The 24,844-nt window shown below is 64.7% G+C and carries 23 protein-coding genes; 14 read left to right on the plus strand and 9 right to left on the minus strand.

Going from position 1 to position 24,844, the window contains the following annotated elements; genetic code table 11:
* Positions 1-252: 252 nt before the first annotated feature.
* From RJT48_RS02750 to RJT48_RS02770, 5 genes are all read right to left on the minus strand, one after another.
* Positions 253-1,209, minus strand: a complete 957-nt coding sequence (locus RJT48_RS02750; RefSeq protein WP_311170691.1) for an NAD(P)-dependent oxidoreductase — start codon at positions 1,207-1,209, stop codon at positions 253-255.
* 200 nt (positions 1,210-1,409) lie between these two features.
* The gene (locus RJT48_RS02755) at positions 1,410-2,729 is read right to left on the minus strand and encodes a hypothetical protein (RefSeq protein WP_311170692.1); all 1,320 of its coding nucleotides are present in this window, start codon (positions 2,727-2,729) and stop codon (positions 1,410-1,412) included.
* Between the two features lie 265 nt (positions 2,730-2,994).
* Entirely contained in the window at positions 2,995-4,557 is a 1,563-nt protein-coding gene (locus RJT48_RS02760; RefSeq protein ID WP_311170693.1) for a class I adenylate-forming enzyme family protein, read from the minus strand.
* A gap of 563 nt (positions 4,558-5,120) precedes the next feature.
* The gene (locus RJT48_RS02765) at positions 5,121-5,333 is read right to left on the minus strand and encodes a YgaP family membrane protein (protein WP_311170694.1); all 213 of its coding nucleotides are present in this window, start codon (positions 5,331-5,333) and stop codon (positions 5,121-5,123) included.
* A 152-nt stretch (positions 5,334-5,485) separates the two neighbouring features.
* Positions 5,486-7,462 carry an aconitate hydratase gene (locus RJT48_RS02770; RefSeq protein ID WP_311170695.1) on the minus strand — a complete coding sequence of 659 codons (1,977 nt, stop codon included), beginning with the start codon at positions 7,460-7,462 and terminating at the stop codon, positions 5,486-5,488.
* Between the two features lie 330 nt (positions 7,463-7,792).
* Here RJT48_RS02770 and RJT48_RS02775 point away from each other — a divergent pair, with 330 nt between their 5' ends.
* The 7 genes from RJT48_RS02775 (at position 7,793) to RJT48_RS02805 (ending at position 13,629) form a co-directional block, all read left to right on the plus strand.
* The gene (locus RJT48_RS02775) at positions 7,793-8,260 is read left to right on the plus strand and encodes a deoxyuridine 5'-triphosphate nucleotidohydrolase (RefSeq protein WP_311170696.1); all 468 of its coding nucleotides are present in this window, start codon (positions 7,793-7,795) and stop codon (positions 8,258-8,260) included.
* 153 nt (positions 8,261-8,413) lie between these two features.
* On the plus strand, positions 8,414-9,643 hold the full coding sequence (gene pan2, locus RJT48_RS02780) for a proteasome-activating nucleotidase Pan2 (RefSeq protein WP_311170697.1): 1,230 nt from the start codon (positions 8,414-8,416) through the stop codon (positions 9,641-9,643).
* 96 nt (positions 9,644-9,739) lie between these two features.
* Complete coding sequence (locus tag RJT48_RS02785; protein WP_311170698.1) at positions 9,740-10,210, plus strand: pyruvoyl-dependent arginine decarboxylase; 471 nt, start codon at positions 9,740-9,742, stop codon at positions 10,208-10,210.
* Between the two features lie 249 nt (positions 10,211-10,459).
* On the plus strand, positions 10,460-12,151 hold the full coding sequence (locus RJT48_RS02790; protein WP_311170851.1) for a Na+/H+ antiporter NhaC family protein: 1,692 nt from the start codon (positions 10,460-10,462) through the stop codon (positions 12,149-12,151).
* A 203-nt stretch (positions 12,152-12,354) separates the two neighbouring features.
* Positions 12,355-12,849 carry an asparaginase domain-containing protein gene (locus RJT48_RS02795; protein WP_311170699.1) on the plus strand — a complete coding sequence of 165 codons (495 nt, stop codon included), beginning with the start codon at positions 12,355-12,357 and terminating at the stop codon, positions 12,847-12,849.
* Positions 12,850-12,935: 86 nt separating this feature from the next.
* Positions 12,936-13,316 (plus strand): DUF5811 family protein, encoded by a 381-nt coding sequence (locus tag RJT48_RS02800; RefSeq protein WP_311170700.1) that lies wholly within the window; start codon positions 12,936-12,938, stop codon positions 13,314-13,316.
* A gap of 13 nt (positions 13,317-13,329) precedes the next feature.
* A complete protein-coding gene (locus tag RJT48_RS02805; protein WP_311170701.1) occupies positions 13,330-13,629 on the plus strand; it encodes a hypothetical protein in 300 nt (99 codons plus the stop codon).
* Positions 13,630-13,687: 58 nt separating this feature from the next.
* On the opposite strand, the gene infB is transcribed toward RJT48_RS02805, so the two are convergent.
* A complete protein-coding gene (gene infB / locus RJT48_RS02810; protein WP_311170702.1) occupies positions 13,688-15,502 on the minus strand; it encodes a translation initiation factor IF-2 in 1,815 nt (604 codons plus the stop codon).
* A gap of 192 nt (positions 15,503-15,694) precedes the next feature.
* Between infB and RJT48_RS02815 the strand changes: the two genes are divergently transcribed.
* Both RJT48_RS02815 and RJT48_RS02820 read left to right on the plus strand, forming a co-directional pair.
* Positions 15,695-15,949 carry a PRC-barrel domain-containing protein gene (locus RJT48_RS02815; protein ID WP_311170703.1) on the plus strand — a complete coding sequence of 85 codons (255 nt, stop codon included), beginning with the start codon at positions 15,695-15,697 and terminating at the stop codon, positions 15,947-15,949.
* A 15-nt stretch (positions 15,950-15,964) separates the two neighbouring features.
* Positions 15,965-16,423, plus strand: a complete 459-nt coding sequence (locus RJT48_RS02820; protein WP_311170704.1) for an NOB1 family endonuclease — start codon at positions 15,965-15,967, stop codon at positions 16,421-16,423.
* Between the two features lie 118 nt (positions 16,424-16,541).
* Here the strand turns inward: RJT48_RS02820 and RJT48_RS02825 are convergent, their stop codons facing one another.
* Positions 16,542-17,291: a CPBP family intramembrane glutamic endopeptidase gene (locus RJT48_RS02825; protein WP_311170705.1), complete on the minus strand. Its 750-nt coding sequence runs from the start codon at positions 17,289-17,291 to the stop codon at positions 16,542-16,544.
* A 360-nt stretch (positions 17,292-17,651) separates the two neighbouring features.
* On the opposite strand from RJT48_RS02825, the gene RJT48_RS02830 reads away from it, so the two are divergent.
* Entirely contained in the window at positions 17,652-18,068 is a 417-nt protein-coding gene (locus tag RJT48_RS02830; protein ID WP_311170706.1) for a DUF6276 family protein, read from the plus strand.
* Between the two features lie 19 nt (positions 18,069-18,087).
* Here RJT48_RS02830 and prf1 read toward each other — a convergent pair whose 3' ends face one another.
* Positions 18,088-19,338 carry a peptide chain release factor aRF-1 gene (gene prf1, locus RJT48_RS02835; RefSeq protein WP_311170707.1) on the minus strand — a complete coding sequence of 417 codons (1,251 nt, stop codon included), beginning with the start codon at positions 19,336-19,338 and terminating at the stop codon, positions 18,088-18,090.
* 212 nt (positions 19,339-19,550) lie between these two features.
* On the opposite strand from prf1, the gene minD reads away from it, so the two are divergent.
* Entirely contained in the window at positions 19,551-21,086 is a 1,536-nt protein-coding gene (gene minD, locus RJT48_RS02840; protein WP_311170708.1) for a cell division ATPase MinD, read from the plus strand.
* A gap of 56 nt (positions 21,087-21,142) precedes the next feature.
* Complete coding sequence (locus tag RJT48_RS02845; RefSeq protein WP_311170709.1) at positions 21,143-21,277, plus strand: hypothetical protein; 135 nt, start codon at positions 21,143-21,145, stop codon at positions 21,275-21,277.
* 33 nt (positions 21,278-21,310) lie between these two features.
* Here the strand turns inward: RJT48_RS02845 and argS are convergent, their stop codons facing one another.
* Positions 21,311-23,065, minus strand: a complete 1,755-nt coding sequence (gene argS, locus RJT48_RS02850) for an arginine--tRNA ligase (protein ID WP_311170710.1) — start codon at positions 23,063-23,065, stop codon at positions 21,311-21,313.
* Positions 23,066-23,368: 303 nt separating this feature from the next.
* On the opposite strand from argS, the gene RJT48_RS02855 reads away from it, so the two are divergent.
* Together RJT48_RS02855 and ribB are read left to right on the plus strand one after the other, a co-directional pair.
* On the plus strand, positions 23,369-24,079 hold the full coding sequence (locus RJT48_RS02855; protein WP_311170711.1) for a DUF120 domain-containing protein: 711 nt from the start codon (positions 23,369-23,371) through the stop codon (positions 24,077-24,079).
* The gene (gene ribB, locus RJT48_RS02860) at positions 24,076-24,783 is read left to right on the plus strand and encodes a 3,4-dihydroxy-2-butanone-4-phosphate synthase (RefSeq protein ID WP_311170712.1); all 708 of its coding nucleotides are present in this window, start codon (positions 24,076-24,078) and stop codon (positions 24,781-24,783) included. Before RJT48_RS02855 ends, ribB begins: the two co-directional genes overlap by 4 nt.
* Positions 24,784-24,844 lie beyond the last annotated feature (61 nt).

Below are 24,844 nucleotides of genomic sequence, written 5' to 3' on the forward strand. Positions count from 1 at the left end.
CGTCACTCCGGTTCGGCACGCTCAGATACGGCCAGAGGCCGGTTTCAAATAACATCTGTACGTCCGTTATTCGCTTCCCCGGTCCCGTCGAACTCGGGGCACCGTCCGGAGACGGAATACGGAAACCGAGTATATCGGATTAACTTGGTATCTTACACTTCGTCCGGTGGCGTCGGATGCGGCGCACACATTCTCCCCTCCCGACATCGGCAATCGCCGGTTGAGGCGAGTAAAAAGCAGTGTGCGGTCGCGTCAGGCGTCGACCGCGACGTAGCGGTCCAGGATCCGCTCGCCCGCCCACAGGCGGGTGACGTTCTCGACGAGCTGATCGATGTTGCCCGCGCGACACTCGGTGGTCATCGCGGCGATATGCGGGGTGGTGACGACGTTATCGAGGGCGACAAGCGGCGAATCGGCAGCGAGCGGCTCGCTTCCGTACACGTCGAGGCCGGCGCCGCCGATCGATCCGGCCGAGAGCGCCTCGACGAGCGCGTCCTCGTCGATGACCGGGCCGCGGGAGACGTTCACCAAAAGCGCCGTGGAGTCCATCCGGTCGAGTTCGTCCGCGCCGATCAGTCCCTGCGTCTCCTCGGTCAGTTCCGGCGTCAGGATCACGATATCGCTCTCGGCCAGCAGGCGCTCCAGATTGGTCTGCTCGCCGTGGACGAACTCGGCGTCGATACTCGGGACGTACGGGTCCGACACCAGGACGTCGACGTCGAACCCCGAAAAGAGCATCCCGACGCGTTTACCGACGTTTCCGAAGCCGACGATGCCGACGGTAGAACCGGAAACACGGATCCCGAGCGGGTACTCGTCACGCCACCGACCCGCCTCGATGAGCGCCTCGGCGGTCGGGAGCCGCCGAGCGATCGCAAGCGTCAGGCCGAGCGCGTGCTCCGCGACCGAGAGGGCGTTGTGGCCGGGCGTGTGCGTCACTGTGATCCCCGCCTCGCGCGCCGCGTCCAGATCGATCGAGTCGATGCCGGTCCCGAGTTTGCCGATCAACGACAGCCGGGGCGCGCTCGCTATGACCTCCCGTGAAAGCGGGATCCGTGACGTGACGAACACGACGTCGTACTGCGGGAGTTCCTCCCGGAGCGTCGCCGGATCGTCGTCGATTCCGACGGTGACATCCCAGGCGTCGTCCAGCTGGTCGAGCAGCCGATCCGTCGGCGTGATGTCCTGATCGACGAGTGCGCGTGTCATACCGGCCCCGAGACCCTCGGGGTACTTTGCACTTACTCGATCGAACTGCCGATCGACGGCTCCCGATCGTGCATCGCTCGCACGCTCGGGCGTATCGATGACGATAGCACCCGCTTGTGGGGTATCGAAGGCTGCGTGGGTGCAGCCGAAAAACGGCGTCGGGTGGGACAGACGCGACGCCGGAGGTCAGTCCGGGTCGATCACCGCTTGTCTTCGCTGTACGGTGCGTTCGCGACGGTCGCGGTGATCTCCTTTTGCGTGTGGCGCTCGACCCGCTTGTTGTCGTTGTCCTCGGGGTCGCCCCAGATGAGTGTGACCTCCGTGCCGGGTTCGCTGTACTCGGTGTCGATGACGGCAAGCGAGATGAAGTCCCGCTCGTTGTAGATGTAACTCTTGTCCGTCGAAACACCGACCTGCTCGCCGTCTTTCAGAACCGTGTCGTAGGGACAGGCGGCCGTCCGCGGGTGCGGGAAGTCCATAAACTGGTAGGTCTCGCCTTCCCGGAAGAGGGAGGCGAAGACGTCGACGACGTCCTCGGGGTCCCAGACCAGCGTGACCTTCCGGCGCGCGGGATCGTCGATCTCGGCTTCGAGGGCCTCCTTGCCGACGAAGTCGTGATCGAAGTCGATGATGTGGCCGTAGCCGAGTTCGATCGGCGTGAAGTAGTAGTCCGTGATGTCGTCGGACTCGAAGCTGCCGCCGATCGACAGGAGTCCGTCGCCGACGTCCAGCCACTCGAGGTACGCTTCCATCCCCTCGTCGAAGATCGCCGGGACGACCAGCGGGATCCAGCCGAGGATCGCATTCGGCGTCTGGTAGGACTCCGCGCCCAGGTGCTTGATACCGTACTCCTCGCCGGCGTCCATCACGATCTCTTTGATCTCGTCGCCGATATCGTACGGACCCCAGAACTCGAAGCCGGCCTCGCCGGCCATTCCGTGGCGCAGGAGGTTGACCTCGTGGCCCTCGATGGTGATGGTATCGAAGTTGAAGAAGCCGAGATCCGGGAGCGGATCGTCGGCGACCTCTTGCATCACGTCGATGGCTTCGGGTCCCTGGACCTGGAACCGGAAGTTGTTCGGATCGTCGCCGGTCGCGACCGGCCGACCCTGGAGTTCGCCGGTGACGTCGTACTCGCCCGTCTCGATCTGGTACTGGAGCCAGTTGTGGGCCGGGCGGCTGCCGACGCTCAGGAACGTCTCGTCGTCGAGGTGGAACCAGATCGCGTCGCCGATGTGCTTCCCGCTGGGGTTGGCGACGACGAGTTGCTTCGCCTTCCCGGGTTCGGTGTTGTCGAAGTTGTTGACGGCGACGTCGGAGTACAGTTCGAGGGCGTCTGGTCCCTCGACGTAGTGGTCCGTCATGTGATACGACTGGTCGGCGAAGGCGACGGTCTCCCGCCAGGAGCGCTGCTCCTCGATCCAGTTTGTAATCTCGTCCGGGACCTTGGTGAACTGTCCGACACCGAGGTCACGGGTCAGTTCGACGGGGCTGCCCGCCTTCTCGACAGCCGCTGCCATACTATCGCTGAAAGACCACGCTCGTTCGCTCATCGTAGGATTCTACACTACAGGACTCGCGTTCACTACTTAATATTTAGGTACCGTCGCCGCTCGACTCCGGGCGAGAAGGTAACGGTATATAAAATTTGTTCACGTCCGGGTCGTTCCACGGTATTTTTCCGGTCCCCATCGCGGGACGGGGCGCTCGCAAGGTCGTCTGAAGGACCACGAGAACGAAATCGGGGTCAGCGCGATCCCGAATGGATGCGTGCCGGCGCCCCTGTTATCCCAAGTCCTCGTCTTTGGCACTCAGCCGGTCGAGTTTGCCGGTGGAGGTCCTCGGTAGCGACTCCTCGACGAAGCGGTACTCCCGCGGCCGCTCCATCCGCGCGACCTCGTCGCTGTCGAGACACCACTCGTCCAGTTCCTCGGCGGTGAGATCCGGGTCCGACGCGTAGATGTACGCCGTCACCTTCTCGCCGTATTCGTCGTCCTCGACGCCCACGACTGCCGATTCGTTGACAGCGGGGTGTGCGTTGAGCACCTCCTCGACCGGCGAGGGATAGACCTTGATTCCCTTCGACATAATCATCAGGTCCGTCCGCCCTTCGAGGTAGATGAACCCCTCCTCGTCCTTGTAGCCGAGGTCGCCGGAGTACCACCAGCCGTCCTCGAACACCGCTTCGGTCTTCTCGGTCCGCCCCCAGGCCCAGACCGGACAGTCGGGGGCTTTGACTGCGATTTCGCCGACCTCCCCCGGCGGCTTGGTGTTCTTGTAGCCGCCGTCCTCGTCGATGATCCGGAGTTGGACGCCGGGGACGGGCTTGCCGACGCTCTCGACGCGTTCCTCTGTCAGTTCCGCGTTTTCCATCACCGTCGCGTACGCCTCAGTTGCCGCGTAGGAGTTTTTCACCACCTCGCAGACGTTCTCCCGGAGGCGCGTGAGCGTCGTCGCGTCTAAGACTTCCCCGGCAGACATAATTGCCTCGAGTGAACGCAGATCGAACTCCTCGAAGTTGTCCAGGTTCAGGATCTCGCGCCACATCGTCGGCACCAGCAGTGCCGACGTCAGATCGTGGGCCTCGATCATCCGGAGATAGTCCTCGGGGTCCCACGAACGAAGGAAGTAGGTGGTCGCCCCCGAGACGAGCGCGGGTAACACGACCGAATACCACGCCGCGAACGACGGGGTGAAGACGTGTGGCTGCCGGGCCGATCGGTGGAGTTCGTAGACGCTCACCAGGGTGTTCGCTCGGAAGTACAGTCCGCGATTCGTGTGACACCAGCCCTTCGGTTCGCCCGTCGTTCCCGACGTCCACATCACGGCCGCAACGTCGTCTTCGCGCACGCGCACGTCCGGCTCCGTCGCCGGCTGGCCGTCGAGGAACGAGTCGTACCCCTCCTCGTAGTCGGTCTGTGCGGCGCCAACGTTGACGACGGCGTCGAGGTCGGTCGTGATCTTGTCCTGCAGTCGGTCCTCGTATATTTCGGAAGTCGACTCGTCGACGACCAGGACCTTCGGCCTGAGCGTGTCGATACAGTGTTCGAGCGTGTTCGCCGACGCGCGGATGTGGAGATTCGAGACTGTACAGCCCGCCTTCAGGCCGCCGTTCCAGAGGACCGTATGTCTGAGCGAGTTCTCACACAGGAGCGCAACTCGGTCGCCTTGTCCGACGTACTCGCCGAACGCGTTTGCGGCCCGGTTGCTCAGTTCGTCGAATTCGGACCACGTGACCGTTTCGCCGTCGACGCCGTTACCGAAGGCGACCTTGTCCGGGTTGTTTTCCGCCGCGATCCGGGAGAGATCCTTCACTACCGGCACTTCGACGGTCGAACTGTGGTGCATAGCCGGGGAGTTCGCAATCATCGTTCTTATACTTTGAGAAAGTCATAGACGCCGAAGTCGGCAGATCCGTCTGATGGGCTGTAGCTTCGCAAAATCCAGTGAGCCGTAGGGCGGGAACGCGTCCGTCCCGCGCCATCGCCGCAGGCGTTCTCGACGACATAGTGAGGCCGATTCTGTTCGCGAACTCCAGAGTAATACAAAATAATATATAAAATAAACTATATACATTGTATTTATAATTAATCGACAAGCCACTCCTGTGCTTGACGAGACTACCTAACTGTGCTCTGGTTCGAGCTCTCAGCCTATACTGGACGCTAACACGTGAATTGATGAGAACCAAGATTACTTCTTTGCCTTACCAGACCGCTGGAGATGATCTCCTGAAATGTTTATAAATTTGCTTATGATACGTAGAAAAGTTTCTTATTATTACTATAGTATTGGTGGTTACTAAATGAATAAGATTATCGAATTTTCGAAACTATTCCGTGTGTGATGTGCCGTCCGAATTCTGCACGTCCAACGGCGGACGATAGCGCGACGATGTCGATTCGGCGCGTTCACTCCTCGGTAGTGTCGAGGCCGAGGGTTTCGTTCAGGCCGCAGAAGCAGGTCGTCGCGTTGAAGCCGAAGCCGAGCGCGCCGACGCCGGCCAGCAGGCCGGTTTTCCGCTTGCCGCGCCGCAGCGCCTGCACGGCGACGACAGTCAGGAGGGCTGCGAGCAGTCCACGGACGAGTCGATCGCGACCACCGACGTTCTGTTCGAGTTCCATACTCGGCTGGTGGGGTGGCGCGAAGAAAAGCGCGTCGGGGGAGGAGGACTGCTATCGTAGCGTTTGCAACTGATTGCTCATCCGATCGCACGACTGCGTGCGATCGTGTGAGTGAAGACTTGCAAACGCTACTATAGGATGCAGCGTGTCTTTCAGTCGTCGGCGGGGGCCGCGCCGCTGCCCTCGTTGGCGTACTGCTCTTTGGTCAGGCGGAGCTTGCCGCCAGCCTTGAGGATACCACGTTCGCGCTCGGAGGCGTCGAGTTCGGCGGTCGCTTCCCAGTCGTCGTTCACGCGGATGGTGAACTCGGTTTCGCCGGCGGCGACGGCCTCGGCGACGTCGGTGACGATCTGGACGTCGTCGCCCTGGTCGATCTTCTCGTAGGTCTCCTGGTCGATCGAAAGCGGAACGATCCCGAAGTTGAACAGGTTCGCCTTGTGGATGCGGGCGAACGACTGCGCGAGGACGGCCTCGATCCCGAGGTACAGCGGGCACATCGCGGCGTGCTCACGCGAGGAGCCCTGGCCGTAGTTCTCGCCGGCCACGAGGACGCCGCCGTCGGCGTCGAGCGCGCGCTGGGCGAATGTGTCGTCGACGCGCGAGAGGGTGAACTCCGAGAGCTTCTCGATGTTCGAGCGGTACATCAGGATGTCCGAGGTGGCCGGGATGATGTGGTCCGTCGTGATGTTGTCCGCCATCTTCAGGAGGACCTCACCCTGGATGTCGGACTCGAGCGGCTCGCCGATCGGCGCCGAGCCGATGTTCGGCCCCTTGACGAGTCCATCGTCGACGGCCTCCTCGGGCTCGATGATGTCCGTCTTCGAGCCGTCGTACTCGTCGGGCAGTTCGATGCCGGGCGCCTCGAGGTCGCCGAGTTCCTCCGCGAGGTCACGGGGGTCGACGATTTCGCCTTTGATCGCCGCCGCGGCGGCGACCTCCGGCGAGCAGAGGTACACGGAGTCGTCTTCGATCCCCGAGCGACCCTCGAAGTTGCGGTTGAACGTCCGCAGCGAGACGGAGTCCGAGGAGGGGACGTGCCCGATGCCGATACAGGCACCACACGTCGCCTCCGAGAAGTTGACGCCGGCCGCCATCATCTCGGCGGTCCAGCCCTCACGGGCGAGGATCTCCGAAGCCTGCTTGGAGCCGGGGGCGACGATCATCTCGGTCTTCATATCGATCTCGCGGCCCTCCAGCATCTTCGCGGCCGGGAGGATGTCCTCGTAGCCGCCGTTGGTACAGGAGCCGACCATAACCTGCTCGACGGACTCGCCCGCGACCTCGCGGACGGGCACGACGTTGTCGGGCATCGACGGGGTCGCGATGAGCGGTTCGAGGTCCGAGAGATCGACGACGATCTCGTCGGCGTACTCGGCGTCCTCGTCGGGCGCGAGTTCGACGTACTCGTCCTCGCGACCCTGTCGGGCGAGGTAATCGCGGGTCTCCTCGTCGGTCGGGAAGATCGAAGACGTCGCGCCGAGTTCCGTGCCCATATTGGTGATCGTCGTCCGCTCGGGCACCGAGAGCGTCTCGACGCCGGGGCCGGTGTACTCGAAGACCTTGCCGACGCCGCCCTTCACCGAGAGCCGGCGGAGCATCTCGAGGATGACGTCCTTCGCGGTCGCCCACTCGGGGAGTTCGCCCTCGAGGCGGACGTTGACGACTTCCGGCATCTCGACGTAGTAGGGCCCGCCGCCCATCGCGACGGAGATGTCGAGGCCGCCAGCGCCGATCGCGAGCTGGCCGAGGCCGCCGGGCGTCGGAGTGTGGGAGTCCGAGCCGAGCAGCGTCTTGCCGGGCGCGGCGAAGTTCTCCTTGTGGACGTTGTGGCAGATGCCGTTGCCCGGGCGAGAGAAGTACGCGCCGTAGGTACCCGCCGCCGAGCGCAGGAAGCGGTGGTCGTCGGTGTTCTTGAAGTCGAACTGGTAGGTCTGGTGGTCGCAGTACTGCGCTGCCAGTTCCGTCTGGACTTCATCGAGGTCGAGCGCCTCGAACTGAAGCCACACCATCGTTCCGGTCGTGTCCTGTGCGAGGACCTGGTCGATCTCGATCCCGATCTCCGCTCCGGGCTCGAGTTCGCCCTCAACGAGGTGGTCGTCGAGGATTTTCTCCGTAAGCGTCTGTCCCATAACGTCCGTGAATCGACCGTCTACAAGTATAAATCCCGCGTGTTTGAGGTCAGATATATGCTCCTTATACACATACTCTGTCCTAATTTGATATCAAGAGAGATCGCTCCCGTCCAGCAGTTCTGCGATATTTCGGCGTCAGAAGATCATCCAGGGCGCGGAAACCGGCCTCTCAAGTTCGGTCCGGGAAGGCTACTGTCGCTGCCGGGGAGCCGTTGCTGTCGAGGATACGTTGCTGTCGAAAACAGACCAGTGTCGCCAGAGTGCTTCGGTGCGGCTGTGCGCTATCGAGAACGATACGGTTTTGCGGGTGGACCCGGCCCTTCCGGTATGTTCCGCGCCGGTTCGTTCGTCGCGACGTGTATCGACCCTGTCGACGGCGAGCAGATCCAGCCGAACGGCGTCGATCTCACGCTCGCCGACGTCCTCGAACAGGTCGCCCCCGGACGAATTGGCACTGACGACAAGACCGTCGGCGAACGCGAACCGGTCGGTGCCGACGACGACGTCTTCCACCTCGATCCGGGCGGGTACATCCTCCAGTACGCCGAGACGATCGCGATCCCCGACGAGCACGTGGGCTTTCTGTACCCCCGATCGACCCTGATGCGCAACTCCTGTATGCTCAATACGGCGGTCTGGGACGCCGGCTACGAAGGCAAAGGCGAGGGGCTGCTGCAGGTGCATCACCCGATCGAACTCGAACGCGGCGCCCGCGTCGCCCAGATCGTCCTCGCTGCGGCCGATCACGACGACGTCTACGAGGGGACGTATCAGGGCGAGCGAACGGAGGAGTGAACGTAGGCCGAGCGCACGGACGATGAGCGGGGATCATCAGTCGGGAACTCTCCCCGAGGCTGGACCAGCCGTGCGCCTCGCACAGCCGACATCGACAATCGAACGGGGATACCCAAAGGCACATTTACGCCCGAGTCTAAGTGCTGTTAACTGATGTCCCGGAGTCCGTCGCTCCCAGACCGCCCACGTCTGGACCTCGATCCTGAGATGTCGGACGCTGAGCGTCTCTCGGCGATCCGCCAACATTTCGAACGCCTCCTCAGCGTCAACGAGGAGCTCGACGAGCGCCTCTCGGCGGCGACCGATCGCCGCGAGGAACTGCAGGAGGAAGTCGAGCAGCTGAAGCGCCGCAACGAGACGCTGAAGACCTCCTCTCTGTATCTCGCGACCGTCGAGGAACTGACCGAGGACGGCGTCGTGATCAAACAGCACGGCAACAACCAGGAAGTGTTGACCGAGGCGTCGCCGCACCTCGACAGCGAACTCGAAGCGGGCGATCGGGTCGCGATCAACGACTCCTTCGCGATCCAGCAGCTCTTAGACGACGAGACCGACTCCCGCGCGCAGGCGATGGAGATCGACGCCTCGCCGATGGTCTCCTACGACGACATCGGCGGGATCGACGAACAGGTCCGGGAGGTCCGCGAAGCCGTCGAGGATCCGCTGACGAACCCCGAGATGTTCGAGAAGGTCGGCGTCGAACCGCCCTCGGGCGTGCTCCTGTACGGACCGCCGGGGACGGGCAAGACGATGCTCGCGAAGGCCGTCGCCAACGAGACCGACGCGACGTTCATCAAGATGGCCGGCTCCGAACTCGTCCGGAAGTTCATCGGCGAGGGCTCGCGGCTCGTCCGCGACCTGTTCAATCTGGCTGCCGAACGCGAGCCCGCGGTCATCTTCATCGACGAGATCGACGCCGTCGCCTCGAAGCGGACGGACTCGAAGACCTCCGGTGACGCGGAGGTCCAGCGGACGATGATGCAGTTGCTCTCGGAGATGGACGGCTTCGATGACCGCGGCGACGTCCGGATTATGGCCGCGACGAACCGCTTCGACATGCTCGACGAGGCGATCCTCCGGCCCGGCCGCTTCGACCGCCTCATCGAGGTGCCGAAGCCCGACGAGGCGGGCCGCAAACACATCCTCGAGATCCACACCCGCGAGATGAACGTCGCCGACGACGTCGACTTCGCCGACCTCGCGGCGTCGCTCGACGAGTACTCCGGGGCCGACATCGCCGCGCTGGCCACGGAGGCCGGGATGTTCGCGATCCGCGACGGCCGCACCGAAATCAGGCGGTCGGACTTCGACAACGCCTACGAGAAGATCGAGGACGTCGAGGCCGGCCCGACGATTCCGGGGCCGCGGCCCTACCAGTACTGACGCGGGCGACAGGTCCCGTCGCTCCACCGACTACCGGGATCGCTTTCTCCCGTCCCAATCCGTAACCGCTTATTCGCCGGGCCGTCGATGTCGTGTATGAGCACCATCCGGATCGTTCGCGGCGTGGGCGATGCGCCCACCAAAATGGCGTCGTACGACGCCGCACTCGCCGCCGCGAACGTCCACAACTACAACCTCGTCCCCGTCTCCTCGGTGATCCCGGCCGACGCGACGGTCGAGGCGGACGACACCGCGCCGGATCTGGGACCGGCGGGCAACCGCCTCACAGTGGTGGAAGCACGCGCGACCACCGGCGGCGTCGGTACCGTCTCGGCAGGGCTCGGCTGGGCAACTGGCCCGGGGCCGGGGTTATTCTACGAAGCCTCTGGCGGGGATCCGGCCGCGGTCCGGCGAAGCGTCGAGGTCGGACTCGACGCCGGCCGCGACCTCCGGGACTGGCAGTTCGACGACGAGCGCGTTACCGTCACGACCGCGGAAGCCGACGGGGAGGGCTACACGACGGCGGTCACGCTCGCCGTCTACGGGCAGAGCGAACCGATCGTCTGACGCCTGTGAGGGACCGTCCGGCAGGTATCTCCTCCGTGCCTCTCCGAATATACGGATTCTGCAGTTCCACCGCCGATTCTGCTTGATTAGTTCGCAGATGGAACTTTCTTCGGACGAAAATCCATATCAATTTAATAAACTAAGGTGAAATAAACACTTATTATACCTGCTGGGGCTGGTTCGAATATGGCCAGTGCAAGTTACGGCCTGCTCGCACTGGCGCCACCACTCCTGGCGATCGTCCTCGCGATGACCACGCGGCAGGTACTGGTGTCGCTGTTTGCGGGCGTCTGGATCGGTGCATTGATCGTGGCAGAATGGAACCCGATCGCCGCCACCGCGCTCACGATGGACTGGCTCGTGGAGGTGGTTCGGTCCCCGTTCGACACGAAATTCATCCTGCTGATTATGTTTATGGGCGCCGGCGCGGCCTTCATCTACCGATCCGGCGGGATTTTGGCGCTGGAACGGTGGATCGGCGACCGAGTCGACACGGCGCGCGAATCGCAGATTCTCACCTGGCTCATCGGCGTGTTCATCTTCTTCGACTCCTACACGAGCACTGTCGTCACCGGGAACGCGACCCGGGAACTCTCCCAGGAGAACCGCTCCTCCCGGGAGATGCACTCCTACGTCCTCGACTCGACGACGTCGCCGGTGACGACGTTCGGGCCGGTCTCGAACTGGATCGGCTTTCAGGTGTCGATGATCATCGCCGGCTTCGAGGCCGCGGCCGTGACCGCTTCGGAACTCGGGATGACTCCCTTCGGACTGTTCTTACAGAGCATCCCGTGGAACATCTACTGCTTTATGGCGTTCTTTATGGTCGGGCTCATCTCCATCACCCAGCGGTTCTTCGGCCCGATGCTCGACGCCGAGTGGCGGTCGCGCTCCACCGGTCAGACGATCCGGGAGGACGCCACCCCGCTCTCGGACGTCTCCCAGGACGTGGGTGAGCCGAGCGAGAAGAACCCCTCGCTCGTGAACTTCTTCGTCCCGATCGTGGTGTTGCTCGTCGTCGGCCTCGTCTCGATGTGGTGGCTCGGCGGCGGCTATCAGCCCGACGTCGACATCGCGACGGCGTTCCAGGAGACGGACGTCGCCCTGGGACTGCTGTACGGGGCGTTCGCGTTCATGCTCGCGGGCTTCGTCGGCTCTCTCGGCTACCGGACGATGGATCTCGACGAGGCGGGCGAGACGATCATCGACGGCTTCAAGACGATGAACATCGCCATCGCCATCATCGTACTCGCGTGGGCCATCGGCCTCGCGGCCGAACAGGTCGGCACCGCGCAGTTCATCGTGGACACGATGGTCGGCAGCGGCGTGCCCGGATCGTTCCTCCCGGTTATCATCTTCCTCGCGGCGATGTTCGTCGCGTTCACGACCGGCACGTCGTGGGGGACGATGGCCATCCTCACCCCGCTCGCGATTCCGCTGGGGTACGAACTGGTCGGCCCCTCGGTCCTGCCTGTCCTGATCGGGGTGCTGTTCGGCGGCGCAATCTGGGGAGATCACAGTTCGCCGATCAGCGACACGACGGTGATGTCCTCGATCTTTGCGGGCTCGGACCACATCGACCACGTCAACACCCAGATTCCCTTTGCCGGAACGGCCGCCGGCGTCACGCTCGTGGTCCTCGTGCTGTACGGGGTCGGCCTCCAGACGCCCTACATAGCGCTGCCGCTCGCGTTCGTGCTGACGGCTATCGCGGTGTTCGCGCTCAACAAACTCGACGCGAAACGCAAGGGACTCCCCGAGGTGATGCCGACGAGCGAGGACATCGAGTCCGGCGCGGTGGACGTCGACGCCGTCAACCGCGGGGACACCGACGGCGTCGACGTCAGTCACGACCACTTCTCGCTCGTTCCGGTGGTCGCGGTGATCGTCGTCGTCGCGTATCTCGCGCTCGTCTTCGCGTTCGCGATGCTCGGGGGCTGAGCCGTTTCGACAGCCGCCTTTCATAGCACGGGAAGCCGCGACATCTGGGGTCGGCTCCCCGGGACACGTCCGATTTCAGTCGAGGGAGTCGGTAGCGATCGGTCGCTGGCCGCACCTCTGACCGACTGGAGCGATGACGGGTCACCGATTGAAAACACCGATCGGCCGTAGAGTTTTGATCGCCGTCGCTGTAGCCACAGACGATGAACGACCAGCACATCCACTTCATCACGACGGGCGGGACGATCGACAAGGATTACGAGGCGGGTCGGGGTGTGCGGAACTTCGTGATCGGCGAACCGGCCGTCGAGCGGATGCTTGAGTCGTTAGCTCCGCCGCCGAACTTCGAGTACAGCGTCGAATCCGTCGTCCGGAAGGACAGCCTCGAACTGGACGACGACGACCGTGAAGCGATCGCCGCAGCCTGTGAGGCGGCTCCGAGCTCACGGATCGTGATCACCCACGGCACCGACACGATCATCGACACCGCAAGGGAATTACCCGAGGGGCCGACGATCGTCCTCACCGGTGCGGTCCGGCCACAGCGGATGCGGGGGTCGGACGCCGAATTCAATCTCGGGACCGCGATCGGCGCCGTGCAGACGCTCGATCCCGGGACGTACGTCGCGATGAGCGGCAGAGTGTACCCCCACGATGACGTGCGGAAGACCGAAGGTGGGCAGTTCGTCGAGCGGTGATCGTGAGTATCTCGGTCCCCGACCGAGGTTTTGATGACGCCAACGGCTTTATAACACGTCCTCCCCTATGTCCGCCACTCATCGAAATGAACGGAAACAACCCATACGCGGGCGCTCCCGGTGTCGTCGACGCCGGCCGGCCCGAGGACGTCGAACTCTCCGCGGCGCAGGTACGACGGCTCCGCACCGCCGTCGCGGGCATCGTCTCCCGGACCGAGACGTACCTCCCGGACGGCTACGCGGTCGGGTCGGAACTCACCTACGGCGCCAACGGGCCGCAGGCGACGGTCGCGGTCCGACCGCCCGCCGGTCGCCCGGTCAGCGCGGGCTTTACGCCCGACGAGGAGGACCTCGAGTCGGGGCTCACCGACGAGGACCGCGACGAGGTCGCCCGCGGCCTCGCTGCCTCGGCGGCGCTCCAGGTGATGAACACCGTCGGCGACGGCCTGACGCCGACGGCGCGGTAGTCGCAGTCGGCGGATGGAGTACTCCGCGGCGTTCGACGCCGATCTCGCAGCGCTCGAGGCCGCCGCGATCGATCTGGCCGAACGCCACGAGGCGGGACCGGTCGACGCCACCGATCGCCGGGACTACGTGGCCAACATCGACCACCTCGTCAACACGTATCCGCTGTCCTTCGAGACTATCCGAGCGCACGCCGAACATATAAAACGGATGTACCGGAACCGAACGAACGAGAATACCGTCCGCAAGCGGATCGACACCGAACACCAGGCGTTCGTGGCCGACGTCTGCGACGACTACGATCCGCAGTTCTGAGGTCTCTCCGGGAGAGTCCGCGTTTTACGGCTGTTCGAAAATCACCGACGAGTAGCGCTCACTTCCCCCAGAAGGGGTCCCGCTTCCGATGCATATCGAGGTAGTTCGTCAGCGCCTCCAGTTCGTCGGCAGGGATCTCGTCTTTCAGTTCCTGTTCGAGGATCTTCGCGTGCTTCTCGGGGAGTTCGATCCACAGTTCGTCGCCCTCCTCGATCTGGCGGCCGACCGTCGGCCCGTCGATGGCGACGGAGACCCGCGTGCCGGATCGGGCCTCCGAGACGTCTTCGCCTTGCTCTTGGATCCCTGAGAGCTGGCCGACCCGGGTCGGTTCGTTGCCCTCCCACTTCACGACGTTCTGGTTGTTCTTCAGCGTCCCCGAGAGCACCTCGACGCCGACGACCGCCGGGTCCGACTGCCGGAAGACGTGGTCTTCGAGGATCCGGAAGCGACACGGCCGGACGATCTTGTCGAGGACCGTCTCCTGTTGGGCGCGTTCGATATCCTCGACGAACGCCTCGTACTCCTCGACGAGCTGATAGATCACGTCGTCGTCGAACAGCGTCACCTCGCTGTCCTCCAGTTCGTCTTCGGCGTTCGAGAGGACGTCGACGTTGAAACCGAGGATGACCTGGTGTTTGTCCTCGTTCGCCGTCGAGGCGACGGTGACGTCACGCGGGGCGATGTCGCCGACCTCCGCCCGGAGGATCGGCACCTCCGCCTCCCGCAGGGCGTTCGCGATCGCTTCGAGGCTGCCGAGCGTGTCGGCCTTGACGACGACGCCTTCCTCCTCGGTCGAGACCTGGATGTCCGCGAGTTCGGCCTCCACTTCGTCGATGACCTCGCTGCGGTCTCGATCGCGGATCACCCGGATCGGTGCGCCCGCCATCGCGTCGTCGAGGTCGGGCGCGGCGACCTTGACCCCGGCGGCGGCGCGGGCTTCCTCGACCTTCTCGAAGCGCTTCTCCACCCGGATTTCCGCGTTCGGCCGGGGCTGAAGCAGCGCCCGCACGTCAGTCACAATCGGCCCGTCGAGACCGCCGACGACGACCGTATCGTCCGCGCGGATACTTCCATCGTAGAGCACGACGTCGACGGTCGCTCCGAAGCCGCGTTCGTCTTTCACTTCGAGGACCGTCCCCGCCCCCGGTCCGTCGACGTCGACGGCCATCTGGTCTTTCATATACCGCTGGGAGAGGCCCATCAGGACCGCAAGCAGATCCGGGACGCCCTCGCTCGTGATCGCCGAGAGCGGCACGACACCGACGTTTTTCGCGAAGTTCTGGACGCGCCAGTAGAGGTCCGCCGAGAACCCCTTATCGGAGAGTTCGCCGATGATCTCATAGAGGTTCTCGTCGAGACGGCTGCGGGCGCTGTCCGACTGTTCGTCGTAGGTCTTCTGGATCGGCTGCCCGTCGTTCGGATTCCACCCGGGCGTCGTGTCGATCTTGTTGGCGGCCACGACGAAGGGGGTGCCGGTCCGCTGGAGGATCTCCAGGGCCTCGACCGTCTGCGGCTGGAAGCCGTCGTTGACGTCGACGACGACCACCGCGATGTCGGCTAACGCGCCGCCGCGGGAGCGGAGCGTGGTGAACGAGTGGTGCCCGGGGGTGTCGATGAAGAGCAGACCGGGCAGATCGAAGTCCGTCGGATCGACGAGGTTCCCCGCCATCTCCGAGACGGTTTCCAGCGGCACCGCGGTGGCGCCGATGTGCTGGGTGATCGACCCTGCCTCGCCCTCGCTCACCGCCGATCCGCGGATGGTATCGAGCAGCGTCGTCTTGCCGTGATCGACGTGCCCGAGGACGGCGACGATCGGTGTCCGTAACGCGGTCGGTTCGGCCGTCGAGGCAGCGTCGGCGTCAGTGTCAGACATAGAGAATCACCCCGGAAAAGTTCCTTGTCTGTAGTAGACTGCTGGACTGTAGTTAAGTCCATCGTCATCCACGGACGGCGTCGTCTGGCCGGGTTTCGCCGATCGATGCCGACGCGGGCGGGGCCACCGATTCGCCCGCGACCGCGTCAGACGCCCGTGGAGTTTATGTAATCGTACGCAGTATCGGAGAGTATGCCGGACGAACTCGCGGAGAACCTCTCCGGGAAAGAAGTGATGACCTCGAACGGCACCTACATCGGGGTCCTGCACAACATCGAGATGAACGTCAAAACCGGGACGATCAGCGACCTGTTCGTCTCGCCGTACGACGACGTCGACACCGACAAGCACCGCTTCGAGACGGCTGAAGACGACGGCGAGCGGAAGTTCAACATCCCCGTTTCGCGCGTCCGAAGCGTCGACGACTGCATTGTCGTAGAACAGTAACGCGAGCGAGGTCAGATGCACGTTCTAGATTCTTCGGCGTTCATCCACGAGTACCACACGACAGACGACATCGCGTCGATCCCGATGGTCCGCGAGGAACTGGAGGGGGAGGCGTCCTACCGCTTCGACGCCGACGAGGGCTCCGGGATGCACATCCACATCCCCGCCTCCGGCACTGTCGAGAAGATCAAACGGGCCGCCCGCGAGACGGGCGACGAGGAGACGCTCTCGGAGACCGACGTGCGACTCCTCGCGGCCGCGTTCGAGCTCGACGGCGTCCTCGTCACCGACGACTACGCGATGCAGAACGTCGCCGACCGGGTCGAGGTCGACGTCCAGATCATCGCCCGGGAGGGCATCTCGGAGACCCGCGAGTGGACGTTCCAGTGTCAGGGCTGCGGCCGCGAGTTCGACGAGGAACGCGACCGGTGTCCGATCTGCGGGACGGAACTGGCGCGGAAGAATCCCGCCTGACGGGCGCCGGTTCGAGTCGACGCCACTGCCGCGTTCGACCTGCCGCGCCAAGCCGCATTTAACCGCGCGCGCTAAGCCGCGCTCGAACCTACCGCGCCCGACGTGTTCGAACCGAAGCCTACCACGCGACGAGCCCCGTCGTCGTCGCGTAGACGGCGGCGAACTGAACGGTGTTGAACAGTCCGTGGACGACGGCCGGGACGACGAGGTTCTCGCTTTTCTCGTAGACGATCCCGAGGACGCCCCCGAGGACGAGCACGGTCGCAAGCGTCGCCAGCAGGCCGTCGCCGCTGTAGGAGGTGATATGGATCGCTGCGAACACCGCGCTGGCGCCCGCGACCGCGACCGCGGGGCCGTACGCGCGGCGGAACAACCCCTGGACGATCCCCCGGAAGATCAGTTCCTCGGTCGGCCCGACGAGCAGGATCGTCACCGGGATCAGATACAGGAAGTAGATCGGCTGATCGCTGCCCTGCGCGACGATCGCGCTGTCGGCGCCCTCGATACCCAGCGCGCTCAGTCCCGCGGCGACGACCACGTACAGCGCGATGAGGCCGGCAAACCCGCCGGCGAGCCACTTCAGGTCCGCGCGCGTCGGCGTGCGGATCGGGACGAGATCGACCTGATCGGTCACAAGGAGGAAGCCGACACCGGCGATTCCGAACCCCACGAACTGGAAGGCGCTCCGTAGTGCCAGGCCGAGAGCGCTCTCCCGAGCGATTCCCGCCGCATCGAGCAGCGGTGTTCCCAGGGAGACAGCGATCGAGGCGAACAGGACCACCAGGGCGACGATGACGAACGCGCCCCCGAGCGCGCGGAGGTGGGTTCGCAGGCCGCCGCTCGAACTCGTGTGGGCGTCCGGAGCCATTCGTTGCGCGGAGTAGGCGGCCGGTGCGAATAGGGATACCGATCTCTGCTGCGGTGTGGCCGCCAAGGGTTTATGAGCGATGCCGAGGCCAACGTCTCCGTGACGTAGGAGCGACCCCGCGTCGGGCAGCGATCTCGTCGCGTTTGCAAGTCTACGCACAATCGATCGTACGTCCCCTTGCGATCGGAAGCGCTACCAGTTGCAAACGCGACGATAGTTCGGCACGTCGGCGCGGGATGTTTTGCGGTGTGCCGACTGCTCGCTCTCTGGCCGCTCCGCCGGCGGAGGACCGTCGGGTCTCCCCGGGATCTCGATTGACCGGAGCGACACCATCTTGCCCCGTCCGATCAACCCGAATCTATGGTCGAGAACTGCCCGGAGTGCGACCGCCCGCTCGCCCGGATCGACGTGCCCGCCGATCTCCGCGAGTTCGCCCCCGACGGCGCCCCGATCGTCGGGTGTTGCCCGCGCTGCCTCCGGACGTTCGCAGCGGATGCCAGCGAGGACACCGACGTGGATGGTGGCGACAGCGGAGCCAACGCCGATCTGCCGCCAGCGATCCCCGACGGCGACGGCGGCGTAGCGCTTTTGCTCGCGCTCGGCCGGCTCGATTCGCTGGCGACGAACCGGCCGGCGATCCAGTCGCTCGTCGAAGCCGCCGAGGCCGCAGGCGTCGATGTCTTCCTCGCGTTAGATCGACTCGCGGCCGACGAGTCGGTCGACGCACACGCGGATCTGGCGCGTCGGCGTCGGCAACTCGAAACGCTGCTGGAATGACTCGATCTCCCCGGGTCGATCAGACGCCGGTCGAGTACCGCAGAATGCCGGCGATCCCGCCGAAGGCGTCGTGGAGCTGTTCGCCCTTCTCGAAGTCCGTCGAGATGAACTTCGTCTCGGTGCCGCGCTGTTCGGCGATCGCCATCAGGTGTTCGATGACGTCCTCGCGGTCCTGCTTTTCGGCCTCCTCGCCGCACTCGCTACAGACGTGATCGGGGTCGCTGTGACGGCTGTCGACGACCTCGTACTCCTCGTGGCCGTTCGGACACTCGTAGATTACCACGTCCGAGCGGAGGTCCTCCGAGAGGAGGAGCCGATCGACCGACCCCATCATCAGGTTCTTGCGGGTCGGCTCGAACCCGTAGGTCGCCTCCTCGCCGGTGTGGAGGTTCTCGAAGAACTCCTCCATCTCGGCTTTGTCCTTCATCACCTCCTGGTCGGCGAGGACGTCCTGTGCGGCGTCGACGAGGTCGTACAGTCCTGACTCGTCGGTGTAGGAGACGTCGAACTTCCCGACCACCAGATCCTGCAGTTCGTGGTGGAGGTAGTCGCCGTCGAGGAACTCGTCTTTGGTCGGCGAGGGCCCGCCGACGAGGATGCCGTCCATCTCGTGGCGCTTCGGGACGTACAGATCGTCGGCCATCCCGGCGATCTCCTGATAGAAGTTGTCGATCGCCTCCAGGCGCAGGCGGGCGAACCGCTGGGCCGACTGTCCACCTTTCCGCTGTTTTCCCGGGACGAGCGACGACGCGGACTTGACCGGTTCGACGCGCTTGCCCTTCAGCCAGCCGACGTTCGCCTCCCGCCTGTCGAGGACGATCAGCCCGAACAGGCCCTTGTCGGTCAGCATATCCTCTAACGGCTGGGTGAGGAAGTTCGAGTCGCAGTGATAGCGGAAGGACTGGATCGGCTCCGGCGGGCTCTCGAGCACGCGCGTCACCATATCTGTCTGGCCGCCACCGGCGTCGACCGCGCCCGAGAAGATCACCAGCCCGTTGTCCGGCGGGTAGGTGTCGTAGTAGCGGAGGCGGTCTTTGATCGACGTCAGCGCGTCCTGGACGTTCGTCCGGGTCTGCTTGGACTTGATGTTGGACGCCTCCGAGTGCTCCTGGGTGACGTGGGCGACGACGGCGGAGATCTGCTTGTCCGGGGGGATGTAGATCGTGACGAGCTGTGTGCCGGAACCCTCGTAATCTTTGAGTTCCTCGATAACCTTCCGGAACTCGTACTTCCGACGGTCATCGTTCACCTCGTCGGCGTCGGTGCTCATTACCCGTTCTAGTCCCGTCGGGAGGTAAGTTTGTGTCGGTCGGCCCTAATCGGCCGACCGTTCTTGGCGGTCGGCCCCGTCCTTTCGAGACGACGCTCCTCGTCGGTGCAGCCTTCTCCTGACCGGAGCGAAACGTCAATCAACGAGACGGACCGGTCGAAACGCCCGATTTCCGGACAGATTTATAAGCCCAACGCGGGAGTCTCGAAACTATGGGACGCGTGTACGCAGTCGTCAGCGCGAAAGGGGGGGTCGGCAAGACGACGACGGCGGCGAACGTCGCCGCGTCGTTAGCCGCCGCGGGGTCGAGCGTCGTCGCCGTCGACGCAGACCTCGGGATGGCGAACCTTGCGAACTCCCTCGGGGTCACCGTCGGGGACGTGACGCTCCACGACGTGCTGGCCGGATCGGCCGACGTCGATGCGGCGATCCACGAGGGGCCACACGGGATGGCCGTGATCCCGGGAGCTACGGATCTCGACGCCTTCGCGGGCGCGGATCCGGAAGGGCTCGAACCGGTGCTCGCGGAACTCCGCGACCGGTACGAGTACGTGATCCTCGATACGGGCGCGGGGCTCAGCAACGATACCGTCGTGCCCCTCACGTACGTCGACGAGGCGCTGCTCGTCTCGACGCCGACCCGCGATGCGCTCGGCGACACCGACAAGACGCGACAGGTAGCGGATCGACTCAACGTGACTGTGGCGGGCGCCGCGCTCACCCGCGCTGATCCGTCGGCCGTCGACGACGATGCCGTGGTTGAACTGCTCGACGCCGCGGTCCTGGCGACGATTCCCGACGCGCCGATCGTCGCCCGCGCGTCGGACGCCGGCGAACCGCTCACGACCTTCGCACCGGGGAGCGAGGCGGCAGCCGCCTTCCGCTCGCTCGCCGCCGCGCTCACTGGCGAGAGCGTGGAATCCGACTCAGTTCCCGAGACCGGGACTGAATCGGCCGCGGCCGATGCCGAAAGCGAACCGGAATCGACGGAGTCGCCCGATGTCGAAGCGGCGGGGGCGTCGGCAGAGTCCGACGCACCTGGTGAATCGACGGGATCCGAACCTGCGGCCGCTGATGCTTCGGCTTCGGAAGACCCGGGTTCGGACGCTTCGGCGTCAGAAGAGCCCGCGTCGGAGGTAGATCCGAATGAGGATATCGTCGTTGCGGGCACCCACGAAGAGGACCTGCCGCCGGACGCCACCGCACCGGAAGACGAGGCAGGTGCTGAAGAGTCTCCGCCTGAGCCGGGTTCCGACGCCGAGGACGACGAAGACGCGGAACCCGCCGCCCCGGACGCGGAGCCAGCTTCCGAGGAGTCCACTGCCGACAGCGACGAAACGACAGAGGATATCGCGGCCGAGACTGACGACGATTCCGCAGCCGAGACTGACGACACGGCATCAGGCGAGGAGCTCATCAGTGCCGCCGCCGAGGCATCTGCTGTCACCGAGGCACCGGAAGACGAGGATCCGCTCGTCGAACCCGCCGACCCCGCCGAGGTGATGGCAGACGATCCGGGCGTCGGGGGTGCCGAGAGCGGTGTTTACACCACGTCGCTTGAGGATGCGGAATCGTCGGAGACCCCCGAATCTGACGATGTCGATGGCGAAGAGTCCGACCCCGATGACGAGTCTCCGGACGCTGAGACCGATTCCGGCGAGACCGACGACGACGCCGAAGCAGAGGCGGACGCGGACAACGGCGACGGTAAAAAGAAGAAAGGCCTGTTCAGCCGGTTTTTCGGTTGACACCTCGACGCGACGAAGCGGGAGCTTCTTTTATCCGGGTGTGGTGAGTCGTCGATATGGCAGCGAAAGATACGCGCGTTCCTTTCTGGTGGCTCGTGCTGTTCCTCATTTTGGCGATCGGCGCCGGTGTCGGAGCAGTGATGGCGGTCGGCGGTGATCTGATGGGAAGTATTGTCCTTCCCCTCGTGTAGCACCTGGCTGGAAAGCGCAACCGCTGAATCCGCCTACATCGATTCGGGAGCTTCGATCCCGAGTACGTCGAGTGCGTTCGCGACAGTGTGCCGGGACGCTTCGACCAGCGCCAGCCGCGCGGCCGCGACCGCCTCGTCGTCGGCGTTGAGCACCGAACACTCCCGATAGAAGGTGTTGAAGATCTCGGCGAACTCGCGGGCGAACGTCGCGACGACGTGCGGTTCCAGGTCCGCGGCGCTTTCTTCGATGACGCCAGGGAACCGCGCGATCTCGCGGAGGAGCGCGCGTTCGGCGTCGGTGTCGAGGACCGAGACGTCGACCACGGGCTCGATTCCGGCCTCGGCCGCCTCGCCTTCGATACCACAACAGCGTGCGTGAACGTACTGGACGTACGGGGCCGACTGCGCCTCGAAGTCGAGCGCGCGTTCCCACTCGAAGGTGATCCCCTTCGTCGGCTGCTTCGAGACGATATCGTAGCGGACGGCGCCGATCCCGACCTGCCGAGCGATGCGGTCGATGTCGTCCTCGTCGAGTTCGTCGTTCCGGATGCGCGACCCCAGCCGTGCTTCGACCTCCTCGCGGGCCCGACGGACCGACTCCTCCAGGAGGTCGTCGAGGTCGACGCCGGTCCCCTCGCGGGTCGACATTCCGCCCTCGGGGAGGTTGACCCACGAGTAGAAGGTCTGTCTGAGCTGGGCTGTGTCGTTGCCCAGGATCTCCAGCGCCGCTTCGAGCTGTTCCGCCTGGAGCTTGTGGTCTTCACCCAGCACCGTGACCGCCTCGTCGAAGTTCGCGAACTTCCACTCGTGGTGGGCCAGATCCCGGGTCGTATACAGCGTGGTGCCGTCCGAGCGCAGGAACACGAGGTTCTTCTCCAGCCCGAACGCCGAGAGATCCAGCTGCCAGGCCTCGTCCTCGTAGACGGCGTGCTCCGAGTCTTTCAGCCGCTGGACGACCTCGTCGGCGTCGCCGTTGCGGATGAATTTCGTCTCCTTGACGAAGCGATCGAACTCCGCGGGCAGTCGCCCGAGAGACTCCTGCATCCCTTCGAGGACCTGATCGACCACGGCAGCGACGCGCTCGAAGGTCTCCTCATCGCCCGACTCCAGTCCCTGCATAATGTCGGCGATCTCCGCTTCTGCGGCCTCGACTGCCGCCTCGTCGGCCGAGTCGAGGAAGGCGTTCCCCTTCCGATAGTAGCGCACGAGGTCGTAGTCGGCGCCTTCCCGTTCCGGCTCTGGGAGATCCGACTCCTCGAACGTCTCGTAGGCCCACGTGAAGACGGCCACCTGCCGCCCGGCGTCGTTGACGTAGTAGTGCGTCTCGACGTCGTTGCCGGCGTACTCCAGCAGGCGGGCGACCGCGTCACCGTAGATCGGGTTCCGGGCGCGACCGACGTGGACCGGGCCGGTCGGGTTCGCGCTCGTGTGTTCGACGACCACCGACTTCCCCGTCGCGGGGAGCGTCCCGTATGTCTCCTCGCGGGCCGTCGTCAGCGTGTCTGCGTAGTACGCCTCGGAGACGTAGAAGTTCACGTACGGACCCTGCGTGTCGACGCGGGCGACGTAGTCGTACGCTCCGGTGTCGATCTCGGCGGCGAGGTCCTCGGCGACCGCGGGTGGCGCTGCGCCGACGACGCCGGCCAGTCGGAACGCGACGCTCGACGCCAGCGTCGCCGGGACGTCCTCGGGCGGTTCCTCGACACCCAGGTCGTCGACCGGGAGGTCGAGGGCGGTCAGCGCCGCCTCGACCGCCGTCTCGACCTCCGAGCGGAAGGCTCTGAACATACTCCTCGTTCCGGAACGCCAACTAAAGGCCTTTCCGAACCACGCCGTCCGTTTTTGTTTTAATTTTACCACCGCCTTCCTCCTCAGGTGCCCGAAGCCGGAGTATGGACATCGCTCACGGTGTCTATCCGTCGTTCTCGCTATCCGGGATCGACACCGACGCTTTTAGGCTCCAGAGATCACAGATTCGAGATAGGTCCTGTACTCGTTACTCTCCGAGTGGTCCCGCCCACCTTCGTCTCAATTCTGATATGCGTTCCATAGCCGTTATCCTTAACACGGCCCCGGAACTACCCTCTCGTAATGTCAGAATCTGCAGTCTCCGCCGTCGGCAGTGACGAACTGACGGCACTGAAGTTCGTGGCTCTCGAGGGCGCCCGATCGGGCCCGGTCAAGATCTCCTGTTCCGGGCTCGCCGAGCGGCTCGACGCCTCGAACCAGACCGCTTCGCGCCGTCTGCAACGACTCGAAGACGCGGGCCATCTCGACCGGGACGTCGTCGCCGATGGGCAGTGGGTATCGCTGACCGAGTCCGGCGAGGCGGCGCTCCACCGCGAGTACTCACACTACCGTCGGATCTTCGAGGGGACCGATCCCTCGACGGTGGAACTGACCGGGACGCTCACGAGCGGGATGGGCGAGGGCCGCCACTACATCTCCCTGCCGGGCTATATGGAGCAGTTCGAAGAGCGGCTCGGCTACGAGCCGTTCCCCGGCACGTTCAACGTCGACCTCGACGAGGAGAGCGTCCGGGCCCGTTCGGCGATGTCGTCGCTTTCGGGCGTCGCGATCGACGGCTGGGAGGACGACGACCGGACGTTCGGCCCGGCCACCTGCTACGCTGCGACTGTTGCCGACGGGGAGACCGTCGCGGAACCGACGCACATCATCGTGCCCGAACGCACCCACCACGACGAGACGCAACTCGAGATCATCGCCCCCGTGCGGCTCCGGGACGAACTCGCCGTCGAGGACGGCGACGAGGTCACCATCTGCGTGGAGGCGGTTCGATGACGCGAACGACGACTGACGTCGCGGTCGACTCCGGGGCCGACGACGCTGTCGAGCGCGTGATTGCCGCGTTCGGTGCGGGGGAGCCGGTGCTGATCCACGACGCCGCCGACCGCGAGGGCGAAACGGACATCGTCTACCCCGCGGGCGCGGTCGATTCCGAAGCTGTCGCCCGACTCCGCCGTGACGCGGGCGGGCTGATCTGTACTGCCGTCTCCGACCCCGTAGCGGAAGCCGTGGGCCTGCCGTTCCTCGAAGACGAAATCGATCACCCGGCGGCAGCGGATCACGACCTCACCTACGACGACCGCTCCTCGTTTTCCCTGCCGGTGAACCACCGCGAGACGTTCACGGGGATCACCGACGACGACCGGGCGCTCACGATCCGGCAGCTGGCTGCCGCAGCCCAGACAGCCCGAACCCCCGGCGTCGAGTACGACTCCTCGGACTTCGCCGCTGAATTCCGGACGCCCGGCCACGTCCACGTCCTCCGTGGCGCGCCCGGACTGCTTGCGGACCGCCGTGGCCACACTGAACTTGGGTTGGCGCTCGCGGACGCTGCCGACCTGCCACCTGCGGTGGTCGTCTGCGAGATGCTCGACGCCGATTCCGGAGGTGCTCGGACGCCCACGAGCGCACGCGAGTACGCCCGCCGCAACGACCTCGTCTACGTCGAGGGCGCAGACCTCATCGAGCGACTCGGCTAACCCCATTGTCGCTTCCCGCTGTCCCCCCGTCGCCGCCCCCTTGCTGCCCGGTACACCGCCC

It is taken from the genome of Halobellus ordinarius, from assembly GCF_031823395.1.
Classification (GTDB): domain Archaea; phylum Halobacteriota; class Halobacteria; order Halobacteriales; family Haloferacaceae; genus Haloquadratum; species Haloquadratum ordinarius.

Bases quoted from the DNA above. Each gene is read 5' to 3' on its own strand.
- ribB (WP_311170712.1), top strand. From the start codon at position 24,076: ATGACGCGAACGACGACTGACGTCGCGGTCGACTCCGGGGCCGACGAC.
- RJT48_RS02770 (WP_311170695.1), bottom strand. From the start codon at position 7,462: ATGGGACAGACGCTTACGGAGAAAATCCTCGACGACCACCTCGTTGAG.
- RJT48_RS02750 (WP_311170691.1), bottom strand. From the start codon at position 1,209: ATGACACGCGCACTCGTCGATCAGGACATCACGCCGACGGATCGGCTG.
- pan2 (WP_311170697.1), top strand. From the start codon at position 8,414: ATGTCCCGGAGTCCGTCGCTCCCAGACCGCCCACGTCTGGACCTCGAT.
- RJT48_RS02795 (WP_311170699.1), top strand. From the start codon at position 12,355: ATGAACGACCAGCACATCCACTTCATCACGACGGGCGGGACGATCGAC.
- prf1 (WP_311170707.1), bottom strand. From the start codon at position 19,338: ATGAGCACCGACGCCGACGAGGTGAACGATGACCGTCGGAAGTACGAG.
- infB (WP_311170702.1), bottom strand. From the start codon at position 15,502: ATGTCTGACACTGACGCCGACGCTGCCTCGACGGCCGAACCGACCGCG.
- RJT48_RS02845 (WP_311170709.1), top strand. From the start codon at position 21,143: ATGGCAGCGAAAGATACGCGCGTTCCTTTCTGGTGGCTCGTGCTGTTC.
- RJT48_RS02775 (WP_311170696.1), top strand. From the start codon at position 7,793: ATGTTCCGCGCCGGTTCGTTCGTCGCGACGTGTATCGACCCTGTCGAC.
- RJT48_RS02830 (WP_311170706.1), top strand. From the start codon at position 17,652: ATGGTCGAGAACTGCCCGGAGTGCGACCGCCCGCTCGCCCGGATCGAC.
- RJT48_RS02855 (WP_311170711.1), top strand. From the start codon at position 23,369: ATGTCAGAATCTGCAGTCTCCGCCGTCGGCAGTGACGAACTGACGGCA.
- RJT48_RS02760 (WP_311170693.1), bottom strand. From the start codon at position 4,557: ATGCACCACAGTTCGACCGTCGAAGTGCCGGTAGTGAAGGATCTCTCC.
- argS (WP_311170710.1), bottom strand. From the start codon at position 23,065: ATGTTCAGAGCCTTCCGCTCGGAGGTCGAGACGGCGGTCGAGGCGGCG.
- RJT48_RS02765 (WP_311170694.1), bottom strand. From the start codon at position 5,333: ATGGAACTCGAACAGAACGTCGGTGGTCGCGATCGACTCGTCCGTGGA.
- RJT48_RS02800 (WP_311170700.1), top strand. From the start codon at position 12,936: ATGAACGGAAACAACCCATACGCGGGCGCTCCCGGTGTCGTCGACGCC.
- RJT48_RS02820 (WP_311170704.1), top strand. From the start codon at position 15,965: ATGCACGTTCTAGATTCTTCGGCGTTCATCCACGAGTACCACACGACA.
- RJT48_RS02790 (WP_311170851.1), top strand. From the start codon at position 10,460: ATGACCACGCGGCAGGTACTGGTGTCGCTGTTTGCGGGCGTCTGGATC.
- minD (WP_311170708.1), top strand. From the start codon at position 19,551: ATGGGACGCGTGTACGCAGTCGTCAGCGCGAAAGGGGGGGTCGGCAAG.
- RJT48_RS02755 (WP_311170692.1), bottom strand. From the start codon at position 2,729: ATGGCAGCGGCTGTCGAGAAGGCGGGCAGCCCCGTCGAACTGACCCGT.
- RJT48_RS02815 (WP_311170703.1), top strand. From the start codon at position 15,695: ATGCCGGACGAACTCGCGGAGAACCTCTCCGGGAAAGAAGTGATGACC.
- RJT48_RS02825 (WP_311170705.1), bottom strand. From the start codon at position 17,291: ATGGCTCCGGACGCCCACACGAGTTCGAGCGGCGGCCTGCGAACCCAC.
- RJT48_RS02785 (WP_311170698.1), top strand. From the start codon at position 9,740: ATGAGCACCATCCGGATCGTTCGCGGCGTGGGCGATGCGCCCACCAAA.
- RJT48_RS02805 (WP_311170701.1), top strand. From the start codon at position 13,330: ATGGAGTACTCCGCGGCGTTCGACGCCGATCTCGCAGCGCTCGAGGCC.